Origin of the sequence: Pedobacter borealis DSM 19626, from assembly GCF_000708285.2 — a bacterium.
In the GTDB taxonomy this organism is placed as follows: domain Bacteria; phylum Bacteroidota; class Bacteroidia; order Sphingobacteriales; family Sphingobacteriaceae; genus Pedobacter; species Pedobacter borealis.
On record NZ_JAUG01000009.1, the window covers coordinates 59,386 to 82,969 of the forward strand.

19 protein-coding genes are annotated in these 23,584 nt (G+C 37.0%); 5 read left to right on the forward strand and 14 right to left on the reverse strand.

Features of this window, described 5'->3' with window-relative positions:
• Positions 1 to 5: 5 nt before the first annotated feature.
• Positions 6 to 392: a Co2+/Mg2+ efflux protein ApaG gene (gene apaG / locus AW17_RS04505; RefSeq protein ID WP_029274928.1), complete on the forward strand. Its 387-nt coding sequence runs from the start codon at positions 6 to 8 to the stop codon at positions 390 to 392.
• Positions 393 to 751: 359 nt separating this feature from the next.
• Here apaG and AW17_RS04510 read toward each other — a convergent pair whose 3' ends face one another.
• Positions 752 to 940: a hypothetical protein gene (locus AW17_RS04510; protein ID WP_029274929.1), complete on the reverse strand. Its 189-nt coding sequence runs from the start codon at positions 938 to 940 to the stop codon at positions 752 to 754.
• 14 nt (positions 941 to 954) lie between these two features.
• Complete coding sequence (locus AW17_RS04515) at positions 955 to 1,650, reverse strand: zinc metallopeptidase (RefSeq protein WP_029274930.1); 696 nt, start codon at positions 1,648 to 1,650, stop codon at positions 955 to 957.
• 83 nt (positions 1,651 to 1,733) lie between these two features.
• Here AW17_RS04515 and AW17_RS04520 point away from each other — a divergent pair, with 83 nt between their 5' ends.
• The gene (locus AW17_RS04520) at positions 1,734 to 2,870 is read left to right on the forward strand and encodes an NAD(P)/FAD-dependent oxidoreductase (RefSeq protein ID WP_029274931.1); all 1,137 of its coding nucleotides are present in this window, start codon (positions 1,734 to 1,736) and stop codon (positions 2,868 to 2,870) included.
• A 190-nt stretch (positions 2,871 to 3,060) separates the two neighbouring features.
• Here AW17_RS04520 and purU read toward each other — a convergent pair whose 3' ends face one another.
• Complete coding sequence (purU, locus tag AW17_RS04525) at positions 3,061 to 3,900, reverse strand: formyltetrahydrofolate deformylase (RefSeq protein ID WP_029274932.1); 840 nt, start codon at positions 3,898 to 3,900, stop codon at positions 3,061 to 3,063.
• A 118-nt stretch (positions 3,901 to 4,018) separates the two neighbouring features.
• On the opposite strand from purU, the gene AW17_RS04530 reads away from it, so the two are divergent.
• The gene (locus tag AW17_RS04530) at positions 4,019 to 5,395 is read left to right on the forward strand and encodes a DNA recombination protein RmuC (RefSeq protein WP_029274933.1); all 1,377 of its coding nucleotides are present in this window, start codon (positions 4,019 to 4,021) and stop codon (positions 5,393 to 5,395) included.
• A 315-nt stretch (positions 5,396 to 5,710) separates the two neighbouring features.
• On the opposite strand, the gene thiL is transcribed toward AW17_RS04530, so the two are convergent.
• The 3 genes from thiL to nadA all read right to left on the reverse strand — a co-directional run bounded on the left by thiL (position 5,711) and on the right by nadA (position 9,179).
• Positions 5,711 to 6,751, reverse strand: coding sequence for a thiamine-phosphate kinase (thiL, locus tag AW17_RS04535; RefSeq protein WP_029274934.1), 1,041 nt, complete (start codon positions 6,749 to 6,751; stop codon positions 5,711 to 5,713).
• A gap of 131 nt (positions 6,752 to 6,882) precedes the next feature.
• Positions 6,883 to 8,112, reverse strand: coding sequence for a dicarboxylate/amino acid:cation symporter (locus AW17_RS04540; RefSeq protein ID WP_029274935.1), 1,230 nt, complete (start codon positions 8,110 to 8,112; stop codon positions 6,883 to 6,885).
• Positions 8,113 to 8,180: 68 nt separating this feature from the next.
• Entirely contained in the window at positions 8,181 to 9,179 is a 999-nt protein-coding gene (gene nadA / locus AW17_RS04545; RefSeq protein WP_029274936.1) for a quinolinate synthase NadA, read from the reverse strand.
• A 449-nt stretch (positions 9,180 to 9,628) separates the two neighbouring features.
• Here nadA and nadB point away from each other — a divergent pair, with 449 nt between their 5' ends.
• A complete protein-coding gene (gene nadB / locus AW17_RS04550) occupies positions 9,629 to 11,215 on the forward strand; it encodes an L-aspartate oxidase (protein WP_029274937.1) in 1,587 nt (528 codons plus the stop codon).
• Between the two features lie 100 nt (positions 11,216 to 11,315).
• The gene (locus AW17_RS04555) at positions 11,316 to 11,828 is read left to right on the forward strand and encodes a gamma carbonic anhydrase family protein (RefSeq protein ID WP_029274938.1); all 513 of its coding nucleotides are present in this window, start codon (positions 11,316 to 11,318) and stop codon (positions 11,826 to 11,828) included.
• Positions 11,829 to 11,944: 116 nt separating this feature from the next.
• On the opposite strand, the gene AW17_RS04560 is transcribed toward AW17_RS04555, so the two are convergent.
• The 8 genes from AW17_RS04560 to AW17_RS24065 form a co-directional block, all read right to left on the reverse strand.
• The gene (locus tag AW17_RS04560; RefSeq protein WP_029274939.1) at positions 11,945 to 13,591 is read right to left on the reverse strand and encodes an Ig-like domain-containing protein; all 1,647 of its coding nucleotides are present in this window, start codon (positions 13,589 to 13,591) and stop codon (positions 11,945 to 11,947) included.
• A 121-nt stretch (positions 13,592 to 13,712) separates the two neighbouring features.
• Complete coding sequence (gene mnmG / locus AW17_RS04565; RefSeq protein WP_029274940.1) at positions 13,713 to 15,575, reverse strand: tRNA uridine-5-carboxymethylaminomethyl(34) synthesis enzyme MnmG; 1,863 nt, start codon at positions 15,573 to 15,575, stop codon at positions 13,713 to 13,715.
• 274 nt (positions 15,576 to 15,849) lie between these two features.
• Positions 15,850 to 17,712, reverse strand: a complete 1,863-nt coding sequence (locus AW17_RS04570; RefSeq protein WP_029274941.1) for an ABC-F family ATP-binding cassette domain-containing protein — start codon at positions 17,710 to 17,712, stop codon at positions 15,850 to 15,852.
• Positions 17,713 to 18,312: 600 nt separating this feature from the next.
• Positions 18,313 to 18,750: an rRNA maturation RNase YbeY gene (gene ybeY, locus AW17_RS04575; RefSeq protein WP_029274942.1), complete on the reverse strand. Its 438-nt coding sequence runs from the start codon at positions 18,748 to 18,750 to the stop codon at positions 18,313 to 18,315.
• A gap of 78 nt (positions 18,751 to 18,828) precedes the next feature.
• Positions 18,829 to 19,164: a type II toxin-antitoxin system RelE/ParE family toxin gene (locus tag AW17_RS25345; RefSeq protein WP_157280208.1), complete on the reverse strand. Its 336-nt coding sequence runs from the start codon at positions 19,162 to 19,164 to the stop codon at positions 18,829 to 18,831.
• Between the two features lie 13 nt (positions 19,165 to 19,177).
• Positions 19,178 to 19,339 (reverse strand): hypothetical protein, encoded by a 162-nt coding sequence (locus AW17_RS24060; RefSeq protein WP_157280209.1) that lies wholly within the window; start codon positions 19,337 to 19,339, stop codon positions 19,178 to 19,180.
• A gap of 245 nt (positions 19,340 to 19,584) precedes the next feature.
• A complete protein-coding gene (locus AW17_RS04580) occupies positions 19,585 to 22,902 on the reverse strand; it encodes a DUF4175 family protein (protein ID WP_036669038.1) in 3,318 nt (1,105 codons plus the stop codon).
• Between the two features lie 24 nt (positions 22,903 to 22,926).
• Positions 22,927 to 23,322, reverse strand: a complete 396-nt coding sequence (locus AW17_RS24065; protein ID WP_157280210.1) for a hypothetical protein — start codon at positions 23,320 to 23,322, stop codon at positions 22,927 to 22,929.
• Positions 23,323 to 23,584: the final 262 nt, after the last annotated feature.

A 23,584-nucleotide genomic window follows, 5' to 3' on the forward strand; every position in this document is an offset into this window, starting at 1 on the left:
TCATCATGGTTACAGCTATTACAGACGGGGTTAAGGTTTCGGTAGAAACAGTGTACCAGCCAGAATATTCAAATCCGGCCAACGAGCATTATATGTTCGCTTATCGCGTAGAAATTTCTAATCTTTCTGATTATGCTGTTCAATTAATGCGCCGCCAGTGGTTTATCTTCGATTCTAACAGTAGCCGAAGAGAGGTAGAGGGTGAGGGTGTTGTTGGTTTACAGCCCATTATTCAACCTGGCGAAACACATGTATATGTTTCAGGCTGTAATCTAAAAACCGATATGGGCAGCATGAAGGGTGCGTACTTAATGAAACGTGATATAGATGGATCTGAATTCGAGGTTGATATTCCAGAATTTCAGTTAATCGCTCCTTATAAACTGAACTAATCCTACTAATATTAAATCTCTAGTGTCGTCACCCTGACCTGTAGCGCAGCGGAAAGCTACGCAGTAAATTTATTTCAGGGTCTATCTTTCAGTAAAGATGCTGAAATAAATTCAGCATGACGTGCGCGTGAGAGAAGAAGCTAAAAACCTATCAACTTAGCTTATTAAATTATATGTAGGTAGAAATCAATTTCAGCATTTTATTTTAATGTTAGCCCTGCTTTTTGTTTCAAGTCCTCGCTGCCGCTGTGGGCTTTTCACGTCAACCAGGTTTAACCGCAGTTTTGCTGCAACGATTAAAGGTTTATCAGCATGATGCCTACAAATTTTTGCGCACCCTGCAACCCAAAATAGTACAACTAGCTTAGCCACCTAAACCTGATTGATGTGAAGCCCGATTCTTCATCGGCGTAACAAAAAGCAGGGCCGGAGCTTACCCATTTACCACAAAATTGCTTTCCAAAAAAACGCTCAATTATTTCTGTTGGAAAGAACAGTTCTATAAACCAAAAACGGCCAGGATTACCCGGCCGTTCTGTGTTTTTCATAATTAGATATCTCTTTAATCTCTGCTTCTTCCAAAAAGCATCGATGCGTAATACAATAAATTGGCTAATGCACCAACAGCCGCTACCACATAAGTCATGGCTGCCCACCAAAGTGCATCCTTAGCCTGCGCATTTTCTTCTTGTGTTTGCATTACACCATTATTATTTTTTAGCCAGGCCAATGCGCGGTTACTGGCATCAAATTCGACCGGTAGGGTAATGATACTAAATATGGTTACCAGTGCTAAACCTACTACACCAATTGCCAAAACAATTGGATTTCCGGTAAAGCCTATTAACAATACACCAATTAATAATACCCACTGTAAAAGATTAGATGATATACTTACCACCGGAACCATACTGCTTCTTAAATTAAGCCAGTTATACGATTTCGCCTGTTGCACCGCATGACCACATTCGTGGGCCGCTACAGCCGCTGCAGCTACGCTTCGGCTATAATATACATCTGTACTTAAATTAACGGTTTTATCTGATGGATTGTAATGATCTGTTAGTTGTCCTTCGGTACTCATCACCTTCACGTCGTATATCCCATTATCATGTAGCATTCTTTCTGCCACCTCTTTGCCCGATAAACCAGAGCTAAGTTGCATTTCGGCATACTTAGAAAACTTATTTCTAAATCGCCATTGTACAAACATGCTCAGCAATAATACCGGGATGATTAATATTAAATAAACTCCCATTTTCTTCTGTATGTTTTTCGTTTAACATATATCAAAAAGCGTTCCCATATTATTTCACTGTTAAAAAATGATACATTTATACTATGCCAGCAGCGTTTTCATATTGGGAGAAGGAGTCGTTTTTTACTTACGATACCATTGTTATCGGTAGTGGAATTGTGGGTTTAAATGCTGCCATCCAACTTAAAAAAACTGCTCCAACTTTAAAAATTGCAATCCTCGAAAGGGGCTTTTTACCAACAGGCGCAAGCACCAAAAATGCGGGTTTTGCATGCTTCGGTAGCATTTCTGAACTGATTGAGCAAGAAGAATGTGCTGGTTTAGATGGCCTGGCACTGCTTATAGAAAAACGCTGGAAGGGCCTACTTAAACTACGCAATTTATTAGGCGATAAAACCATTGATTACCAATGTTTAGGCGGCTACGAATTATTTAAAAATGATGACATTTTTCTGGCCGACACATGTGTATCCAAAATTGAACATTATAACCATCTCATTAACGATGTTGTTGGCCCCAAGGCCTTTGGCCTTGCCAATAAGAAAATTACTTCCTTTGGTTTTAAAGGCATCAGCACCTTAATCGAAAACCAATACGAAGCACAGATTGACAGCGGTAAAATGATGTCTGCTTTAATTCAATATGCACAAAAACTCGGCATTAACATATTTAATAATTGTACAGTAGATCAGATTCAGGAAGAAAACAAGCGTATGCAATTGCTAACCAAAAACGGAAACTTTTTCTGTAAACGGCTAATTGTAACCACTAATGCCTTTGTAAAAGATTTATTGCCTGATGTTGATATTAGCCCCGGTCGTGGCCAAGTTTTAATTACCAAACCCATTAAAGCACTAAAAATAGCAGGCACCTTCCACTACGATAAAGGTTATTATTACTTTAGAAATATAAATAATAGAGTTTTATTAGGTGGTGGCAGAAATATCGATTTTAAAGCCGAAGAAACCACCGAATTTGGCCAAACAGAACCCGTTCAGCTAGCACTTGAAGATTTATTAAAAAACGTACTCCTTCCTGAATTGAATTATGAAATCGATTATCGATGGAGCGGTATTATGGCTTTTGGAAAAATTCTGGAATCACTTGTAGAAGAGATTAAGCCAAATATCTTTTGCGCTACGCGGTGCAACGGCATGGGCATAGCAATTGGTTCGCAAACAGGAGAAGATGTTGCAAATCTGCTGCTGAAAAGCTTATAGTTTTTTTACCACAAAGAACACAGAGAAAAAATCACAGCGGACGCTGAGTTCAATTTACTTTTATATTTCTGTTTTTTAAAGATCCTTCATTGCATTCAGGATGACATTTTTCGAATATATTTCTCAGTTGAGTTGCGTTTTACCCAAAATGACAACCATATCAATCAATCGTCAAACGCGGATCACTTATCTACTTAAACACAATCGTCTTATTCCCGCTTACAAAAACCCGATCTTCAAAAATAAATTCTAAAGCTTCTAATAACACCTTTTTCTCTATTTCTTTTCCTGCCCGAACCATTTCTTTTACACCGAAATTATGATCTACATGATTGGTATGTTGCGTAATAATCGGGCCTTCATCGAGGTTATCGGTAACAAAATGGGCGGTAGCACCTATAATTTTTACCCCGCGATCAAAAGCCTGACGATAGGGGTTAGCACCTATAAAAGCAGGTAAAAACGAATGGTGGATATTAATGATTTTTCCCGCATAGTCTTTTACAAAATCGGCAGAAAGGATTCTCATAAATTTAGCCAACACTAAATAGTCTACCTCAAACCGGTTAATAATAGTTTTAATTTCAGCCTCAAATTCACTTTTATCCTTATTGGTATGATCGACATAAAAATAAGGAATGCCCAATTTTTCGGTAAAATCTCTCAGGCTTTCGTAATTGCCTATTACACATTGTACGTTGGCCCCTAAAGTTTTGAATTGATTTTTGATCAGTATTTCAGCCAGGCAATGATACTCTTTGGTTACCAAAACAGCAATCTGTTTTTCCTGTTTGGTAATTAAATTTACCTCAGCAGCATTTGGTAGGTTTTCTAAAAGTTTTTCCTTTAATTTTTCTGCATCCTCCAGGTTTCCGGTACAGGCAATGCGGGTAAAAAACGATTTATTGGCCTCGTCTACAAACTCGCGCATGGCAACAATATTCAATTGGTGTGCAGCCAGTACGCGTGTAATATTTGTAACTAAACCAACTTGATCGGGGCAGGATATAAGGACTGTTAATGCGTTCATTTATAAAATACTAATGGCCAATTATAGAAATTTTTTTCCGTTATTTTCTGTTCACAATAACTAAAATTTTTTGGTATATTTATTTTAAATCTTCATTTTTGCTAAAATTTTTATCATTATGGAGATTGCGGGTGTTGCTTTACTAATCGTTATTTTAATAGTCCTGGTTGTTTTATTATTGAAGAAACCACAGGCTGCTCTTTCTATTATCTCGGTAGAAGACTTCGACAGAACAAAAAGTGAAAATGAATCTTTAAAGATCAGCCTGGCTAAAGCCGACGAACGCGTTTCTAATTTATCTGCCGAAAAAGAGCATATTACTACACTGCTTAAGCAGGAACAGCAACGTTTGATTAATGAATTGCAGGCTGAGCGCGACCGGCTTGCCGACGCCAACCGAGAACTGGAAAGCACCAGGTCTTTTTACCTGGCCGAAAAAGAAAAACTTGCCGAACAAAAGCTAAGTTTTGAGCAGTCGCAAGAAAAATTAAACAAAGACTTTGAATTAATCGCCAATAAAATACTGGAGGAAAAATCGAGCAAGTTTATTGAACAGAACCGAACTAATTTGGATATCATCTTAAATCCCCTGAAAGAAAATATTAAAGCTTTTGAAGATAAAGTAGAAAAGGTTTACAAAGCCGAATCGGATGAAAGAAATACACTGAAAGGTGTAATTTCCCTATTGATGGATCAGAGTAAACAGATTCAGGAAGATGCCAATAATTTAACCAAAGCTTTAAAAGGCGATAGCAAAAAGCAAGGAAATTGGGGAGAAGTGATTTTGGAAAAAGTTTTGGAACGCTCTGGTTTAGTGCGCGATCAGGAATACCGCATTCAAGCCTCGCATATATCCGCCGAAGGCGGTCGGTATCAACCCGATGTAGTGATTGACCTTCCAGACAACAAACATCTTGTGGTCGACGCTAAGGTGTCTCTGGTTGCTTATGAGCGTTCTGTATCAGCTGAGCGCGATGAAGAGCGTGAAGGCTATGTAAAACAGCATTTAGCCTCAATTAAGAACCACATCCTAGAACTATCTGCTAAAAACTACCAGGATTTATATAAAATCAATTCTCCGGATTTTGTTTTGCTGTTTGTTCCTATTGAATCTTCTTTTAGCATTGCGGTTCAAAAAGATGCCGAACTTTTTAATTTTGCATGGGATAGAAGGGTAGTGATTGTGAGCCCATCAACATTATTGGCCACTTTACGCACCATTGCCAGCATGTGGAAACAGGAGCGCCAAAACCGGAATGTAATGGAAATTGCTCGTTTAAGTGGCAGTATGTATGATAAGTTTGTGGGTTTTATTTCGGATATGGAAAATATTGGTAAGCATATTAAAAACGGACAGGATGCTTACGATAAAGCCATTAACAAATTATCAGTGGGTTCGGGAAATTTAACAAACACTTCTGAAAAGATTAAAAAATTAGGAGCAAAGACCACCAAACAGATTGATACTAAGTATTTGGATGTTAATGAGGAATAGGCAAATCCGGTTGATTAGTTAGTTCTAAAATTATAGTCAAAAAACTTGCAAAGTTAGTGATTTTTTTAGACTTACTAGAACGATTTTTTTACTTTTTTCTTTCTTGGTGAATAGAGAGTTGTGATGATGGCTATTAGAGACTTATATAAGCGACTAAAAGAAAAAAGTCGTTATCACTTAGAACATTTTATATTTCTTAGCAATATCGACTACAAAGTAAAATCGTCATCTCGACTGAAATGCAGTGGAATGGAGAGATCTGCCTACAAAGATTTCTCGACTTCGTTGCACTCCGCTCGAAATGACGACTTATTTTTATTTATTAAAAGCATTCCAGCCCTGAGCCTTCAGCTCGTGTACTTTTTCTGATTTAGAAACCATTTTACAACCCGAGTTTTTATCGGTAACATGTCCGATCACAGTAATATCTACATCATGTTTCAGTTTTTTATAATCATCCTGACTAATGGTAAACAACAATTCATAATCTTCGCCACCACTTAATGCACAGACCGTTGGATCTAAACCTAATTCACGTGCTGTTTCATAAGTCATTGGATCTAAAGGTATTTTCTCTTCGTAAATGGTCATTCCTTTATCTGATTGTTCTGCCAAATGCAAAATTTCGGAAGCTAAACCATCTGAAACATCGATCATAGAGGTTGGTTTGATATTCATTTCATCTAAAAGCGCAATAATATCCATCCTTGCTTCTGGTTTCAATTGTCTTTCGATGATATAATCTTTACCCTCTAAATCTGGTTGGATCTGTGGGTTTTCCAGGTAGATTAATTTCTCTCTTTCTAAAATCTGCAGGCCTAAATAAGCACCACCCAAATCGCCCGAAACACACAATAAATCATGTTCTTGAGCGCCATTTCTGTAAACTACTTTATCTGCATCGGCATAACCAATACTGGTAATACTAATTACCAGGCCTTGCTTGCTTGATGAAGTATCTCCGCCAATTAAATCAATGTTATATTTATTACAGGCCAGTTCAATTCCTTTATAAATTTCTTCAACAGCCTCTAATGGAAATTTACTCGACAAACCCAGCGAAACCGTAATCTGACTTGCTTTTCCATTCATGGCATAAATATCACTCAAATTTACCTGAACAGCCTTGTAACCTAAGTGCATTAAAGGCACATAAGCCAAATCAAAATGAATTCCTTCCAACAATAAATCGGTCGAAATTAAGGTCTGTTTTCCTTTAGCATCTAAAACAGCAGCATCATCACCAACACCCTTTACCGAATAATCGTTTTTAATTTTGAAATTAGAAGTGAGGTGTTTAATCAACCCAAATTCGCCTAATTCATTAATATCTGTACGCTCTTTATTTTCAAACATATGCAATAGTTAGGGGCGAAGCCCCCGATTTTTATTTTTTTAAATTAATTGTCATTCTGAGCATAGCGAAGAATCTTTAACTACAACAGCTGGTATTTTCTAGCTTGCAGATCCTTCCTGCGTCAGGATGACTAATCCTTACTTTCCATCCAATTCTTACCCTCAGTAAACCGGGCAATCAGCATAGCCGCAACATTATCACCGGTAGCATTTAACAAAGTAGCCATCGGATCTACCAAAGTTCCAATAATCATAGCTGGTGGTAGCGCCTCTGGTGGTAATTGGTAAGCCGAAATCATTAATAGCTCGCCAATATAACCGCCATTTGGTATTCCACCTTCTACAATACTCACCAAAACAGTAATACCCAATGCCAGAATAATGGTATCAACATGTACTAAATCTTTACCAAAAATGGCAAAAACAACAGCAATTTTAACAATAGAACTAATACTCGAACCATCCTTATGCAAGGTTGAACCTAATGGAATCGTCACATTGGTAATGTAATCGGGTACGCCCATTTTTCGCGCACCATCTAAATTTGCCGGAATAGTGGCAATACTGCTACAAGTTCCGATTGAAGTCAAAGACGGCACAATATTATTCTTCCAGAATACCTTTATCGCTTTAAATCCACCTGCAACAAAAGCATATAAGGTAAAAAAAACGATAAAATAAAATGCACCTACGCCATAGTATAAACCTAATGCTTTTGCATAGGTTCCAAAAAGCTGTGGACCAAAAACTCCTACCTGATAGGCAAAATAAGCCCCTAAACCGATCGGCCCCAGCTTCATAATTAAAATGATGAGTTTTTTCATCACTTCATTACCCGAAACCAAGAAATTCTTAAATCCATCGCCCTCTTTACCAGAATATAGCGTAGAAAAACCAACCAATACCGAAAAAATAATCAGTGCCAACATATTTTTTCTACTTCCTATCTCGAAAAACTCTCCTACGGTTAAAAGTTGGGTCATTTGTTCGCCAAATGACTGTATTTTTTCTGGTTCAGTTGGTAAAGGCGTGTTTCCTAATTGCTGATGGATAGGGAAAATCCAGGTAGCAACCAAAGTTAAAACCGCCGAAATGAGTATGGTAGAAAGAAAGACCAAAACCATAATGGTTAATAATCTGCCTAACTTTTTTGTTCTGTCTATATTCGCAATTGCTGAGGAAACCGCAAAAAATACCAATGGGATAACAGCGGTAAACAACAGGTTTAAAAATATATCGCCTAATGGTTTTATACTTTCAACACTTTTCCCAAAAATTAAGCCCACAATACTTCCAACAGTTATTCCTGCCAAAAGCCATAATAAGCCTGAGTAATTTTTAAGAATGTTGTTTTTTTCCATAATCTAAGATTAGACATCCGAAGTTTACAGGAGCTTAGGGCCAGCAAAACTTCGGATGTCTTTATGCATTATAACCCCAATTCTGCAGAAATATCAAGCATGCGCTGTATCGGTTTACGGGCAAGTTCAATAATATGCTCAGGTACAGTCACTTCTGGCAAACCATTTTTAATACATAAATATAGTTTTTCTAAGGTATTTCTTTTCATGTATGGGCAATCGTTACAGGCACAGCTGTTACTCGGCGGCGCCGGAATAAATGTTTTTGTTGGATTTGCCTTTTCCATCTGGTGGATAATTCCACTTTCGGTAGCTACAATAAATTCTGTAGCCGGATTGGTAATGGTATATTTTAAAAGCCCGGTTGTTGAACCGATATAATCGGCCATTTTCAAAACCACTTCTTCACATTCCGGATGCGCAATAAATTTAGCGTTCGGATGGCGTTCTTTTAGTTTTGTAATTTTCTCCTGTGAAAAAATTTCATGTACCATACAGGCACCATTCCACAATACCAAATCCCGACCAGTTTTCTTTGCTACATAAGCACCTAAATTTCGATCGGGACCGAAGATTATTTTTTGGTCTTTAGGTAAACTCTCTACAATTTGAACGGCATTCGTACTTGTACAAACAATGTCACTTAAAGCTTTTAGTTCAGCAGTACAGTTTACATAAGTGATGACCAGGTGATCTGGATATTTTTCTTTAAACTTTCTAAACAGATGGGGCGGACAACTATCTGCTAATGAGCATCCTGCTTTTACATCTGGTAATAAAACGGTTTTATCAGGCGATAAAATTTTTGCTGTTTCGGCCATAAAATGCACACCAGCAAACACAATTACATCAGCATCTGTTTTTGCAGCTTCTTGCGACAGTCCTAAACTATCGCCAATATAATCTGCAATATCCTGAATATCAGGTTCTTGATAGTAATGTGCAAGAATAATGGCATTCTTTTCCTTTTTTAATTTCTCAATCTCAGCAAAAAGATCGAGCGTAGGATCAATTTCTTCTTCTGCGAAACCTTTTTTATTGATTTCTTCTAAGACATCTATGTTCATTTTAAAATTTTCCTTTTTTGAATTTTGACGTTGGCCAAAGATAAAGCTTTCAACGTCTCAATAATTAATAAGTATTTTTAAATAAATAAATCTTGTTTGTTTATTAGTGTGTTAGTATTGTTGGCAAGTTTCGAAAAAAAGTTCTTTTATATAAGTTGTTAATCGTTTACTAACATTTAGATTACATTTCTCTAATATCATGAGTTTGATTTTCAGCACTATCGAAAAGTCACTCAATTTTTATCAATACCCGAATGTTAATTGTTTATAAGTGGGTAAAAAGTTAATTACTTGTACAAAGGTGCTCAAAAATTACTTAAAAGATTGTGGCAAATTGTCTTTTTAGAGTAGCTTTAAACATTCAAATTTATTTGTTAGGATAATTTAGACACAGAGTTAACATTTATCAACTAGTTGTTAACATCGTGGATAATTAAATGTTTTTATTAATGAGGAAAGTAGATTTTCTGGTAATTGGTTCAGGTATAGCGGGTTTGAGTTTTGCACTTAAGGCAGCAAAGTTTGGTAAGGTTTTAATTGTTACTAAGTCGAACGAAGACGAATCGAATACAAAATACGCTCAGGGCGGTGTTGCGGTTGTGGTAGATAAAGGTGATTCTTTTGAGAAACATATCGATGATACTTTGATTGCAGGCGATGGATTATGTGATGAAAAAATTGTGGAAATCGTTGTAAAAGAGGGGCCTCAGCGTATTCAGGAGATCATTGATTATGGTATAAACTTCGATAAGGATAACTCAGGTTTCTATGATTTAGCCAAGGAGGGAGGACACTCTGAACACCGAGTTTTGCACTACAAAGACATCACCGGATACGAGATTGAGCGGGTATTGCTGAATGAAATTCATGAGAATAACAACATAGAGATATTAACACATTACTTTGCGCTGGAGTTAATTACCCAGCATCACCTGGGTGAGTTTGTGGATAAACGTACCGAAGATATCAACTGTTATGGTGTATATGCCTTTAACACAGAGCTTAACGATGTGGAAAAGATTGTGGCAAATGTGACTGTGATGGCTTCGGGTGGTGCCGGACATGTATATTCGGCCACAACAAATCCGGTTATTGCAACAGGCGATGGCATGGCAATGGTTTACCGTGCAAAAGGAAAAGTGAGGAATATGGAGTTTATTCAGTTCCATCCAACTGCTTTGTATCATCCTGGAGAGTACCCATCATTCTTAATATCAGAAGCTGTTAGGGGTTTTGGTGGTGTTTTAAGACGGAAAAATGGTGAGGAATTTATGCATGAATATGATGAGCGTAAATCTTTAGCACCACGTGATATAGTAGCCCGTGCGGTAGATAATGAAATGAAGAAATCGGGTGATGACTTTGTTTACCTCGATATTACCATGCGTAAGAAGGCCGACATTCTGAAACACTTTCCTAATATATATGCTAAGTGTTTATCTATAGGGATAGATATGACGAAAGATTATATTCCTGTTACGCCTGCATCTCATTATATGTGTGGTGGCATTTTAGTTGATGAATATGGTCGCTCTTCAATTAAAAATTTATATGCCTGTGGTGAATGCTCTTCAACAGGTTTGCATGGGGCTAACCGTTTGGCTTCCAATTCTTTATTAGAAGCCACGGTTTTTGCACACCGTATTTACCAGGATGCTATCGAGAACTTTAAAAATAATATTATTCCAGATCACATTCCTGAATGGGATTCGAAGGGTGTTACCCAAAGTAATGAGGATGTATTGGTAACACATAACCTTAGGGAGCTACAAAAGGTTATGGGCGATTATGTGGGTATTGTTCGTTCTGATTTCCGTTTGGAAAGAGCACATCGCCGCTTGTTTTTAATTTATCAGGAAACAGAAGAATTTTATAAAAAAAATAAAGTTTCAGTTAAACTTTGCGAATTGCGTAATGTAATTCAAACTGCTTATCTGGTGATCAAATCTGCCATGCAACGGAAAGAGAGCAGGGGATTACATTATACTACTGATTATCCTGAACATGCGAAGGAATTGGTAGATACCGTTTTTTAGTGTGGAATCGTCATGCTGAATTTAGTTCAGCATCTACGTATCATATATACAATACATAAAAAGACCCTGAAATAAATTCAGGGTAACGTAAAATAGAGTTATGCCTTTAATACTACCCGTAAAAGATAAATACCCTGAAATTGGAAAAGACAATTTTATTGCAGAGAATGCCACTATAGTTGGCGATGTAGTGATAGGCGATAAATGTTCAGTATGGTTTAATGCCGTAATTAGAGGCGATGTAAATGCCATTACAATCGGAAATGAATCAAACATACAAGATGGTGCTGTAATTCATGCTACGTACTTAAAAGCTTCTACACACATTGGTAACCGGGTATCTGTGGGGCACAATGCCATAGTGCATGGCTGTACAGTGCATGATAATGTTTTAATCGGCATGGGTGCCATTGTAATGGATCATGCTGTTATAGAAGAGTATTGTATTATTGCGGCTGGATCTGTAGTATTGGAAAATACCATTTGTGAAACGGGTTATTTATATGCCGGCACTCCTGCAAAAAAAATAAAGCCCATTACTGATGAGCAAAGGGCTTTATTAAATAAGTTGCCTGATAATTACATTATGTATTCAGGGTGGTTTACAGATTAATTACTCATTTCGACTAAGTGAAATTACTAAGAGAGTCGTCACCCTGAATTCATTTCAGGGTCTATCATGCTAGAAAGATGCTGAGATAAATTCAGCATGACGTATTGTAGTAGTGTTTAATCACTTTTAGGCGGTGCAGGTATCGCCAATGGATCTTCACGTTCCCAGTTCGGTTTTAAATCCATTAAAGCCTTTACATACCAAACTTTTTCGGGTTGATATCCTTCTTTAACATTTCCTGTATCCCAGATTCCGTTTTTATTCTCATCGTAAATTACCCTGAGCATATACTTGCCTGCTGGATATTTAGAAAAAGTAACTTTTGAGTTTTTGCTGACTGGAAAAGATTTTATGATATCCTTTTTTTCGTTTAGAAACTGCACCACATATCTTTTCGAAGTGTCAGGAACAGTTACATTTAATAGCAGGGTAGTATAAGCATCCGTGCTTTCGAGCGAAAATCTCTTGGTCATATCTTTATTTTTAGCATTGAATATAGCTGTAAAAGCACCTGCAGCTAGCTTTAAATCATAAGTTCTTTTATTTTTCCAGGGGTATTTAATGTAATATTTAAGAAAATCTACACTGTCTTTCACCACCTCAAAAGTTGTTCGTTTTACTGAGTCCTCTAGAAGTGTGATTTTAGATGGATCTGCAGCAGCCATTGGAAATGGAAAGGTTAGTGTTAACTGTTGGAAAGGGTTTAACTTACCGCCCAATAAGTTATCAGAAACAGTAATTTCGCGTGTATAGGTGTCTTTTTTGCCCCGGGTAAAGTTTAAGGTCTGTAAAACTTTACCTTGATCTTGTATGGCAACTTTAACCGAATCGAAACTCAAATCCTTCAACCATATTTTCGCAGTATCGTTATTTTTAGAGAAATGTACAAACTTACCTGCGTCTATAGCTGGTGGGTCTGTAATGGTTATTTTAGGGCTTTTAAGCTGTTGATTAAAGATGATTGATATACTGCCGTCGTTATTTAGTTTTCGGTCTAATACGCGGAATTCTGGTGCTAATTCTTTAAATATCTGCAGATCTATATTCTCTATATTTTTATCTATTACAATAGGTTCTTTTACAAATCCAACTTCATCCGAAATCTGCTGGTATATTTTATCGCCTCCTCCGCTACTTTCTTTAACCGCATACACTTTATAAGTACCTTTTCTAAGGTTATTCAATTTGTAGGTTCCTGCGCTATCGGTAGTAGTATATATTGACGGACGTTTTTTTCCAAAAATGGTATCTCTTTCTAAAGGCAGAATAAATACGGTAACTTCCTTCTCAGGTTCGTCAGTTAGTGAATTGATTACCTTGCCGCTTAATGATAACGAATCTATTTCCGGGCCGGTAGAAAAAACATAGGATAAATTTTTAACAACATTTCCTTCATTAACATCAGCTACAGATTTTCCGAAATTTAAAGTGTAGGTCGTATTTTTTTCTAAAGAATCTTTAAGAATAATTTCTAATCTTTTTTGTCTCTTTTTTAGCTCCGGAGCTTTTTCCTGATCAGGTGAAATAGAAAATTCTTTAAACTCATCTTTAAGATTAAAATATTCGTCAAACTCGATCACAATTTTTTTAGCATTAAAATTCCTCGTTTGATTTTTTGGAGTCATGCTTAAAACTTTTGGCGGCTTCGTATCTTTTGGCCCACCTTGTGGTGTTTGGATACTTGCACAACCAAAAAATAGGAGCAAGGTTATAACAACCGCTAAATTTTTAAGGTTAAAATACTGAGCTTTTAAATTTGGCATATTTTAAACGTTCTGACGAATTTTTATATTTTTTGGAACCGTAACATTAAAAAATCTTTTTTTTAGCTTATATCGCTTTATTTTAAGCCTGTTTTAGAATAGTTAAAGTATTGATTATCAATTACTTATTAATATAAACCATTAAAACTGAGATATCTGAAGGTGAAACACCTGAAATCCGTGATGCCTGACCTAAAGTACGTGGTTTGATCTTAAATAATTTTTCTCTAGCCTCTTTTGAAATGGAAACAATTTTATTGTAATCGAAATCTGGTTTAATTTCTTTGTCTTCCATTTTTAGCATCTTCGCTACAATTTCATTTTCCTTTTCAAAATAACTTTCATATTTAATTTTGATCTCGGCTTGTTCAATCGTCTCATTGTTTAAATCTTTTGTAGCTTCAGCAAGAGGTTTACTTACTTTAATCAGATCGGGTAAACCAACATGAGGCCTACCGACCAAACTGTGTATTTTTACATTTTGATTTAAGACACTCGACCCTAAATTTTCGAGCATTGGATTTGCATCGCTCATTTCGATACCTTGGTTTCTGGTGAACTTAACCAGAGCATCAGCATTTGCAATTTTCTGATTTACCTTTTCTAAGCGCTCATCAGAAATTAAACCCAGTTCGTGCCCGATAGGAGATAAGCGGATATCAGCATTATCTTGTCTCAATAATAAACGGTGCTCGGCCCTTGATGTAAACATGCGATAAGGTTCTTCCGTTCCTTTTGTTACCAGGTCATCAATTAAAACACCGATATAACTGTCAGATCTTTTCATGATCAGTTCATGTTTATCTGTGATTTTTTGATGTGCATTTATACCAGCCATGAAACCCTGACAAGCTGCTTCTTCATATCCTGTAGTTCCATTTATTTGTCCGGCTAAAAATAAATTGCTGATCAATTTAGTTTCTAGTGTTAAAGACAATTGGGTAGGTGGGAAGAAATCGTATTCGATGGCATAACCCGGTCTAAACATTTTTGCTTGTTCGAAACCTGGTATTAACCTTAGTGCTTTAAATTGTACATCTTCTGGAAGTGATGTTGAAAATCCGTTTACGTAAATTTCGCAAGTGTTCCATCCTTCGGGTTCAACAAAAATCTGATGCCTGTCGCGCTCTGCAAAACGGTTAATTTTATCTTCAATGGATGGACAGTATCTCGGGCCTAAACCTTTAATTCTTCCAGTAAACATTGGTGATTTTTCGAAACCTTCTTTTAGCGTTTCATGAACATCTCCATTGGTATAAGTGATCCAGCAACAACGTTGGTCTGTCGACACTTCGGTATCAGTATATGAGAATTTACCTGGATTTTCATCTCCCCATTGTTCTTCCATTTTGGTATAATCCAAACTTCTTCCATCTACACGTGGGGGAGTGCCGGTTTTCATTCGACCTGCTTCCATGCCTAATTCAACCAGTTGTTCTGTAATTCCTGTTGACGCTCTTTCGGCTGTTCTACCTCCTCCAAATTTCTTTTCTCCAATATGCATTATGCCGTTTAAGAAAGTTCCATTGGTAAGTACTACTGCTGTACTTTCTATCTCTATACCTAAAGAAGTTTTAACACCGTATACCGTATTATCTTTTACCAACAGCCCAACAACACTATCTTGCCATATATCGAGATTAGGTGTTCTTTCTAATGCTAAACGCCATTCTTCTGCAAAGCGCATTCTATCTATCTGTGCCCTTGGGCTCCACATAGCAGGCCCCTTTGATTTATTGAGCATTCTAAATTGAATAGTCGATTTATCAGAAATAATGCCTGAGTAACCACCCATAGCATCCACCTCACGAACGATCTGTCCTTTAGCTACGCCACCCATAGCAGGGTTACAACTCATCTGGGCAATGGTACCCATGTTCATTGTGATTAATAAAACAGATGATCCTAAATTGGCGGCGGCAGCAGCAGCTTCACAGCCTGCGTGACCAGCACCAACAACAATCAAATCGTATTTTGAAAACATTTTATTTTATATTTCTTTAATGTTCCACGTGGAACAATTGGTTTTTATTTTTTAAATCAGATGCTGAAATGAATTCAGCATGACGCATGAGATGTTCCATGCGGAGCAATTTTATTTATTAATCAGTATTGTCAGTCTGAGCGTAGTCGAAGAGTATTAGTTTGTGTAGTTTTAAATTATCCTTCGGACGCGCTCAAGGCGAAACATCATGATTTATTTTAATAATGTTCCACGTGAAACATAACGCGGAAAATATCTTTCAATTGTGCTTTGGTTATTCTGAAAGTTCGAGCCAACGCATGGTTAATTCGTCAAGCTTTGCTTGAAGTGATTCTATCTCGTTGGAAACTTCCTGAATTTTTACATAGTCGGTCGCATCAATTTTAACTAAGCTTTCGTTAAGCGAAGCTATTTTATTCTCCATTTCTGCAATACCTTTTTCACTATCTTCCAGTTCTTTTTGCTCCTTGAAACTTAATTTTTTCACCGCTTTAACAGGTGCTTGTTCTACAGCAGGAGCAGGGGTTTTCTTGGTTTCCGTTTTTGCTTTTGGCTGTTCTAAACTTAAACGGTACTCAGAATAATTGCCGTTATAAATTTTAACCACACCTTCGCCTTCCATAATAAATAGTTGATCGCTCATTTTGTCAAGCAGGTATCTATCGTGTGAAACCAGCATTAATATGCCAGGGAAGTTTTCTAAAAATTCTTCAAGAACGTTTAACGTGTCGATGTCAAGATCGTTGGTTGGCTCATCCAAAATTAAAAAGTTCGGATTTTGCATCAACACTTTCATCAGGTTCAAACGTTTCTTTTCACCACCACTTAATTTCTCTACCATGCCATGTTGTTTCTTCGGCGGGAAGAGAAATAGGGTTAATAGGGCGGAGGCCGTAATCACTGAACCGTCAGCCATCTTGATATATTCAGCATCCGATTTTACAATATCAATTACCCTTTCCTTTGGATCGAAAGTTAAACCACCTTGTTTGTAATAACCAAAAACGGTTGTATCTCCAGTATCAACTTTACCAGCATCTGGCTTTAATTGACTTGTAATGATATTTAGCAAAGTAGATTTACCCGTGCCATTTTTTCCTGCTAAGCCAATTCTGTCTCCTTTTTTAAAGGTGTAACTAAAATCGTTGATGATCGGACGGTCATCAAATGCTTTTTTAATATGTTCTATCTCAATAATCTTCCCGCCTTGACGAGACATCTTCATTTGGAGGTTAATACTCTGATTATCAGACTTTTTCTTTGATTTTTCTTCTAAATCGTAAAAAGCATTGATTCTGGCGTTAGATTTGGTTCCGCGTGCCTGTGGCATGCGTCTCATCCACTCCAATTCTTTCTTTAATAGCTGTTGGTTCTTATGTAAAACCGTTGCGTCTAAAGCTTCTCTTTCCGATTTCTTCTCTAAATAATAAGCATAGTTTCCATTATAGTTGAAAATTTTACCTCTATCTAATTCAACAATGGTATTGCAAACATTATCCAAAAAGTATCTATCGTGGGTAACGAGTAAAATTGTTTTCTGTCCGGTAGTTAATAATTTCTCCAGCCATTCAATGGTATCAATGTCCAAATGATTCGTCGGTTCATCAAGCACCAGAATTTCTGGATCTTCAATTAAAAGTTTAGCCAGTGCCAAACGTTTCTTTTGCCCGCCAGATAGGGTAGATATTTTCTGCTGAAGATGAGTAATGCCCATTCTGTTTAAAATGGTTTTAATCTCATGTTCATATTCCCAGGCATTGTGTTCGCTTAATTCTTCATATAAACGATTAAGCGTTTTTTCGTCTGGATTAGGGTCTTCAATTAATTCTTCATATTCCTTAATTAACTGTTGTTGTTTATTCTCAAGAGAGAATATGTGGTCGCTAATAGAAAAACCTTCAGTAAATTGTGGTTCCTGATCGAGAAAACCGATTTTAACAGCTTTATTTTTTACAATTTTACCTTCGAGCGGAGGGAACCTTTCTGCCAATAATTTCAAAAGTGTACTCTTACCCGCACCATTAATTCCAACCAACGCCACGCGCTGACCAGAGTTAATACCTAAGGTTAAATTTTTAAATAGCCATTCGTCATGATAACCATGACCTAAGCCTTCTGCCGCAATTAGTGTGCTCAATTTTTTTGTATTTCGGATTTATAAAGGAAAATTAGTGCAAAAGTAAGTATAAAATATTTGGAACGGCATAATCAAATTGTAAAGGGCTTCTGTATCAGCTAAAAATGGCAGAATATTGATGCTTTGGATTATCTGTTCAATCGTTCATTTGTTATTAGTTGCATCATTTCAGTAAAAAAGAAAACAGCGGTCGGACTCGCTCCACCGCTGCTTCAATCATTAACTAAAACTAAACTTTATCTTGATATAATGCACAGGGTATAAATTCTAGCGCATTATTTAATTGCCGTTTTTTGAATATAAGACTGCGGTTGATTAGAAATGTTGCAGAGAATTTGAGCGTATTATACCAGCATAGACTAATTGTCGACGAACGCCCATAACTATTAGACGAACGGCACTAAAAATAATTGGGAAGGGGTATTATTTACTTGGACTTAGCAACTGCGGAGATTCTATTGTCATTCTGAATGCAATGAAGAATCTGCAAACGATGGAATGCAAACTCCAACGAGAAGATAGAGAATGAAAGTGCTGTGATAATTATTAAAAGGTTCTTCGCTGCGCTCAGAATGACATCATGGGGAAGAAGAGGGTAGACTAAACTAATCCAACTTCCGCTCTATAACCCAGGTATTCATCTTCTTTCTGAGTCATAAGGGTTTTAGCCGCTTTTCCTTTGTCTTTGTAACCTAATAAATGTAGGGTACCGTGAATCATAATGCGGCAAACCTCATCAAATTCCAGAGTTTTGAAGGTTTTAGCATTTTCTTTAACACGCTCAATGCTGATGAAAATATCGCTTACAATCTGTTTTTCTTCTTCAGAATTATCGAAAGTAATGATATCGGTATAGGTATCGTGGTTTAAATATTGTTGGTTGATGCCCAACAGGTATTCGTCGCTACAGAAAATGAAATTAAGTTCCTGCAATTTAAAACATTCTTTTTCAATCGTAGCTTTAATCCACTTCTTTACTTTAAGTTTCTGAGGAAGATTGTAGCTAACTGATTCTGTGAAAAATGATATTGCAGGCATATTGTGGTGTTTATGGCTGCAAATTTAAGAAATATTCCAATAGTTGCGCTGAACCTGATTGAGCACCTAATTAGATGTTTACTTTTTTTTGAACTTAGATTTAGGACTTCTTGCCGTGTGAAAAACAGCAAAGATTATGATTTCCTCTCCTATGATCTCGAATATTAGAACGTATGGAAATTTGTTAAGGACTAAATGACGATAATTCTTTTTTAGTTTTTGATAAAAGAGCGGATTCTTCTCTAACTTGGTATAACACCTACTTAGTTCTGACAGAAATAAGTCTCCCAATCCTTCTTTGCATCTTTTGCCATTTGAATAGCATTGGGCTTTATCTGAATGGTGTACATTACAGTGCTTTAAGGCCTTTAATGATATCCAAAGAATCCTGTTTACTGTAAGATTTAGTTTCACCTTTTAGATGGAGTTACCGTTCTCTATCAAGTATATCCAGATGTTCCTCCGACAGGTTAAATGATTGTTCGTCTTCAATTTCTCTTTCAAGAAGCGTATAAATTGCCCTTATTTTATTATCCTCCGCATCAGATAGATAAGTAATTAATCTTTGTCTTATGGCTGTGCTTGTCATGATATCAAATATAATAAAAAAATGCCATGAGTTCCGTGTTTCTGTGGCAGAACCCAAGGAAATCGCTTTTAACTTTTCTCTGATAATTCTTCCTCTTTCTGCGCATACCTAAGCATTATGTTTGCCACGGAAGCACGAAAACACGGAAAAATTTACTTCTTCTCCGTGATTTCTGTGTTTCCGTGGCTAATTAATTTTTGCACATGTTTTAAAAGCGATTTCCCTGAATTTCCCTGTGGCAGAACCTATTGAGGCATATTCAATGACTTCAAATATTCAGCGATCTTGTTTTTATAGTAATAATTTAAGCTTGGTGGCAGTTTTTGCAACATATCGTTACCGTTTTGTTGCTGTTTTTTAAACTGATCGACCATTTTTTGATAAGATGGAGGGAACGCCTTAGCTGCTTTACTTTCCCGTTTAGTGTCTTCTTCCTGATCGCGTTCTGCTTTTTCTGCCTCTAATAACTTTGTTAAAAGGTCTTTTTGCCTGTTTAAGGTTTCTTGTTGCAAACGTTTGTTAACCAGATCGCTCTCGGTCTGTTTCATTTCTTTAATGGCTTCATTTAGGTTGCCCATTTTACCTGTACCGTCTTTGTTCTCTTCACGGTTGATCTTTTCGAGTGCCTGACGGATCATTTGTTGCTGCTGGGCCATCTTACCAAATTCCTGGCTCATTTGTCCTTTGCCAACTTTACCTTGATTATCTCCCGACTTTTGCATTTGCTCGCGGGCTTTTTGCATGCTTTTGTTCAGCTGTTCCTGCATCTGCGAAAGCTGCTTCATCCCTTGCTTTTGTTTCTTTCCACTGCCGCCCTTACCGTTTTTCTGCATATTTTGCAGCTGACTTAGCGCTTCACTCAACATCAAGGTTAGATTATTGATAGAAGTCATGGTAAACTGCTGAAAACGGTTAGCCTCAGGCGTTCTTCTATCGCCCAAACTTTCCAAACTTTTATCCAGGTTGAAATTGATTTTGTTCATCTCCTCGTTAACCGTCGATTCTATCTGCGGAACGCGCTTGCTTAAACTGTATAAGCTATCGGCAATAGTTTTAAGGTTATCTTTAATGCTCCGCTGTTTCTGAACGTTGCTGGTATAAGAAGGATCGGCCGCGGTCATTTTCTTTAAAGCAAGCATCACTTTTTCCTGATCGAAAGAAGTGGTCAATAAGTTTTCCAAGAGGCGTCGCAACTCTTTGGCGTTCAGGTTGTTTTCCATTTCTTCACCCTGTTGCTGCATATCGCTCATTTTTTTAGAAAGCTTTTCCATCTGTTCGCCAGCTTTTTGCTGTTTCTGGCTTGCATTTTTCGAATCCTTTTTATCTAAAGCGTCTTTACTGTCCTGCTGTTCTTTTTGTATATCCTGCACATCTTTTTCAGGATTTTCGAAAGGATTTGGCTTTTCAAGCGACTGATTTTTTTGTTCCAGCTTTTTTAGATCATCTTTCAGGTCTTTCATTTCCTTGTTAAGTGCATCCTGTTTCTGCTTTAACGATTCATTGTCCTGTTTTTTGTCTTTTGTTTGTTCAGCAAGTTCCTTTTGTTCTTTAGCCAATTCGTTTAGCCGATCGATATCGGTTTGAAGGTTTTGTTCAAATTCTAATTGTTTGTAGAGTTCTAGAATCCTGTCGAGTTCATTTTTAAGGGTTTTATTATCCAGTTGCATTTTCGAGAGCTCATTCTGTGTTTGGTCTTTATTTTTCTCATTCATCAGGTTTTGCAGCTTTTGCAAAAGTTCTTTTGTTTTCTCATCCAATACATTATCGAACAGGTCTTTAATCTGTTTCTGTTTTTCCAGAAGTTCTTCCGTTTGTTTTTGGTCTTCCTGTTGCTGAATATTTTTATCGTTCTGCTCTTTTATTTCCTTAACCGCCTCATCAAGCTGTTTTTGTTTGTCTAAAAGGGCTTCAATCTGTTTTTTATCTTCGAAAGAAATCTGTTTTTTATCGATGATGCTTTCGGCCACCTTTTTACTTTCTTTTTCGATGGTATTGGCCAGGCGTATGGCCGATTGCATTTTCTGTTTTAAAGCCTGGTTGCTTGCATTTACCTGTTCGGCGGTTTCTTTTTTGGTAGGTTGTTTAAAGGTTTTGATTTCCGATCGGGTAACTTTTGCGCCATTTACACCGTCGTTATCGGCTACTTCAAAATAATATTCAATTTCCTGACCAGGTTTGGCAGCTGCAGTTTTTAAATCCCAGAAATAGAAAAAGGTATTTTCTGTCGCATTGCTTTTAATGGCAATATTTTTGGTAATTGTACCCACAATGCGGTTATTTTCTTTTATATTGTATTTAAAACTTAAGCGGCTAAAACCATAATCATCAGTAACCTGACCACTGAAATACAAGGCTTTATTACTCACTGAATCAGATTTTTCTTCAACAGAAATACCAGGAGATTGATCTTTAACAACCGTGATTTGATGCGACAAAGAATCTCTGAGCGTAACATATTGGTTTTTAGGTGTAATGCTATATTTTGAATTATTCCTGATGGTAGCATTAAAGGCCGATTCATTATCCTCAACTTTTAAAACATTTTCGGTCCCATTTAAAATAAACAGCAGTGAGCTGCTCTGGCCGGTTTTAAAGTTCCAGGTAACTTTTGTGCCTTCGGGTAGAAGCATATCGCCAACATTGGCAATCAGTTCCTGTTTTTTACCCAGATAAGCAGGGTAATTTAAAGTTGCGGTTGCATTTAATAATTCAGGACGGGGTTTCACAGAAACAGTAAACATTGCTGAACTAAAGCCACCACCTTTAAAAACCAGTTTTTTATCACTCTGTATATTTTTGATGCTGTAATTAAACTTACTGATGCTCTCTTTTTCGAGTTTATAGGTGTTTTTTCCGTCTTCAACGTAAATTTCGGCAGGAAGTTCGTCACCGGCCAGTTTAACGTTTAGGGTTACATCATCACCCTGGGTAACGGTTAAACTCTTATTTAAAATTGTGAAACTGAAAGGCGCTTTAGGCGCAATGTATTCATCGTACTTAAAAAAACTGTTTGTACCCTCGCGTAAAATAGCGGGTGCGATAATAGCAATAAGCAGAATAATAGAAAGGGGAACAAAAAGATATTTTAAATATTTCCGGTTATCGTTAATGCTAACAGCGCTGTAAAATGGAACAGGTTTAAGCTCAAGGATCTTTTGATCGATACTCGCGAGAATGAGGTGGTTGTTTTCTGGATGATTTTCAGATAAATGATGAAGTTGTAAGGTGTTGAGCAATTTATCCTTAATATCGGAAAAGTGATTTCCGATGATAACCGATGCTTCGTCGAAAGTAAGGTGTTTGCCCAATTTGAGCATTGAAAGTAATGGTTTGATAATTAGAAAGCCAACAAGTAAGGTCCCAACAAGTAAATAAGCAAAAAACACAAAGGTTTTAAAACCAGCGGTTGGATTGAGGTAATAAAGACTCAAAAAAACAACGAGATATAGGCCTAAAAGTATGGCAGCGGCATAAATACTCCCGCGTAAAATTTTATTCAGGTAAAATTTGCGGATAAACTCATCTATCTTCCGTAATAAATCGCTGTAGTTATTGCTCACCATATCACCGTAAATGTAAAAATAGTTCTAATCAATTGAAAGAAACCCGCAATAAGGTAACGTGTTTATTTCAAATAGTTTATCAATTGGGTTATATAGCTGGCTATTTTTGAAGAGGCATTTTTTAATTTGGAAAACAATGTTTAGCGTTTCATGGCGGTTTTCAGTCCCGCTTTTGCTGCAACAAAAGCAGAAAAAGCTTTTGGTTTCCGCTCCAATCGGGTTTATTTGACAAAGGACTGGGTTACAAACTACAAACTGCAAGTGCAAGGGGGCGGTTGGTTTTCTTTGCAGATCAGAAGTATTTAGCCCCGGGCGTAGCGGCATCCCTGTAGCGCAGCGAAAGGATATAGCGGAGCACGGGAACAAACTTACATAGCTGCTCAGGCTTTGCGCTTCAAAAAACACATTTACTTTTTGCATCGGGATATAAAAAGGATAAAATTTGACTTATTTGTGCGTACCCCTGATAAATAAAATTTTAATTTACGGCTCTTGTTCCAATTGGCCTACAGGGAAATTGCTTTTAAAACATGTGCAAAAATTAATTAGCCACGGAAACACAGAAATCACGGGAGAAGAAGTAAATTTTTCCGTGTTTTCGTGCTTCCGTGGCAAACATAATGCTTAGGTATGCGCAGAAAGAGGAAGAATTATCAGAGAAAAGTTAAAAGCGATTTCCCTG

Excerpts from the sequence above, each read along its gene's own strand:
- nadB (WP_029274937.1), top strand. The coding sequence starts at position 9,629 with ATGAGGAAAGTAGATTTTCTGGTAATTGGTTCAGGTATAGCGGGTTTG.
- AW17_RS04580 (WP_036669038.1), bottom strand. The coding sequence starts at position 22,902 with ATGGTGAGCAATAACTACAGCGATTTATTACGGAAGATAGATGAGTTT.
- purU (WP_029274932.1), bottom strand. The coding sequence starts at position 3,900 with ATGAACGCATTAACAGTCCTTATATCCTGCCCCGATCAAGTTGGTTTA.
- AW17_RS04560 (WP_029274939.1), bottom strand. The coding sequence starts at position 13,591 with ATGCCAAATTTAAAAGCTCAGTATTTTAACCTTAAAAATTTAGCGGTT.
- AW17_RS04530 (WP_029274933.1), top strand. The coding sequence starts at position 4,019 with ATGGAGATTGCGGGTGTTGCTTTACTAATCGTTATTTTAATAGTCCTG.
- AW17_RS04510 (WP_029274929.1), bottom strand. The coding sequence starts at position 940 with ATGAAAAACACAGAACGGCCGGGTAATCCTGGCCGTTTTTGGTTTATA.
- mnmG (WP_029274940.1), bottom strand. The coding sequence starts at position 15,575 with ATGTTTTCAAAATACGATTTGATTGTTGTTGGTGCTGGTCACGCAGGC.
- AW17_RS24060 (WP_157280209.1), bottom strand. The coding sequence starts at position 19,339 with ATGACAAGCACAGCCATAAGACAAAGATTAATTACTTATCTATCTGAT.
- AW17_RS04540 (WP_029274935.1), bottom strand. The coding sequence starts at position 8,112 with ATGGAAAAAAACAACATTCTTAAAAATTACTCAGGCTTATTATGGCTT.
- nadA (WP_029274936.1), bottom strand. The coding sequence starts at position 9,179 with ATGAACATAGATGTCTTAGAAGAAATCAATAAAAAAGGTTTCGCAGAA.
- AW17_RS24065 (WP_157280210.1), bottom strand. The coding sequence starts at position 23,322 with ATGCAAAAAGTAAATGTGTTTTTTGAAGCGCAAAGCCTGAGCAGCTAT.
- AW17_RS04515 (WP_029274930.1), bottom strand. The coding sequence starts at position 1,650 with ATGGGAGTTTATTTAATATTAATCATCCCGGTATTATTGCTGAGCATG.
- apaG (WP_029274928.1), top strand. The coding sequence starts at position 6 with ATGGTTACAGCTATTACAGACGGGGTTAAGGTTTCGGTAGAAACAGTG.
- thiL (WP_029274934.1), bottom strand. The coding sequence starts at position 6,751 with ATGTTTGAAAATAAAGAGCGTACAGATATTAATGAATTAGGCGAATTT.
- ybeY (WP_029274942.1), bottom strand. The coding sequence starts at position 18,750 with ATGCCTGCAATATCATTTTTCACAGAATCAGTTAGCTACAATCTTCCT.
- AW17_RS04520 (WP_029274931.1), top strand. The coding sequence starts at position 1,734 with ATGCCAGCAGCGTTTTCATATTGGGAGAAGGAGTCGTTTTTTACTTAC.
- AW17_RS04555 (WP_029274938.1), top strand. The coding sequence starts at position 11,316 with ATGCCTTTAATACTACCCGTAAAAGATAAATACCCTGAAATTGGAAAA.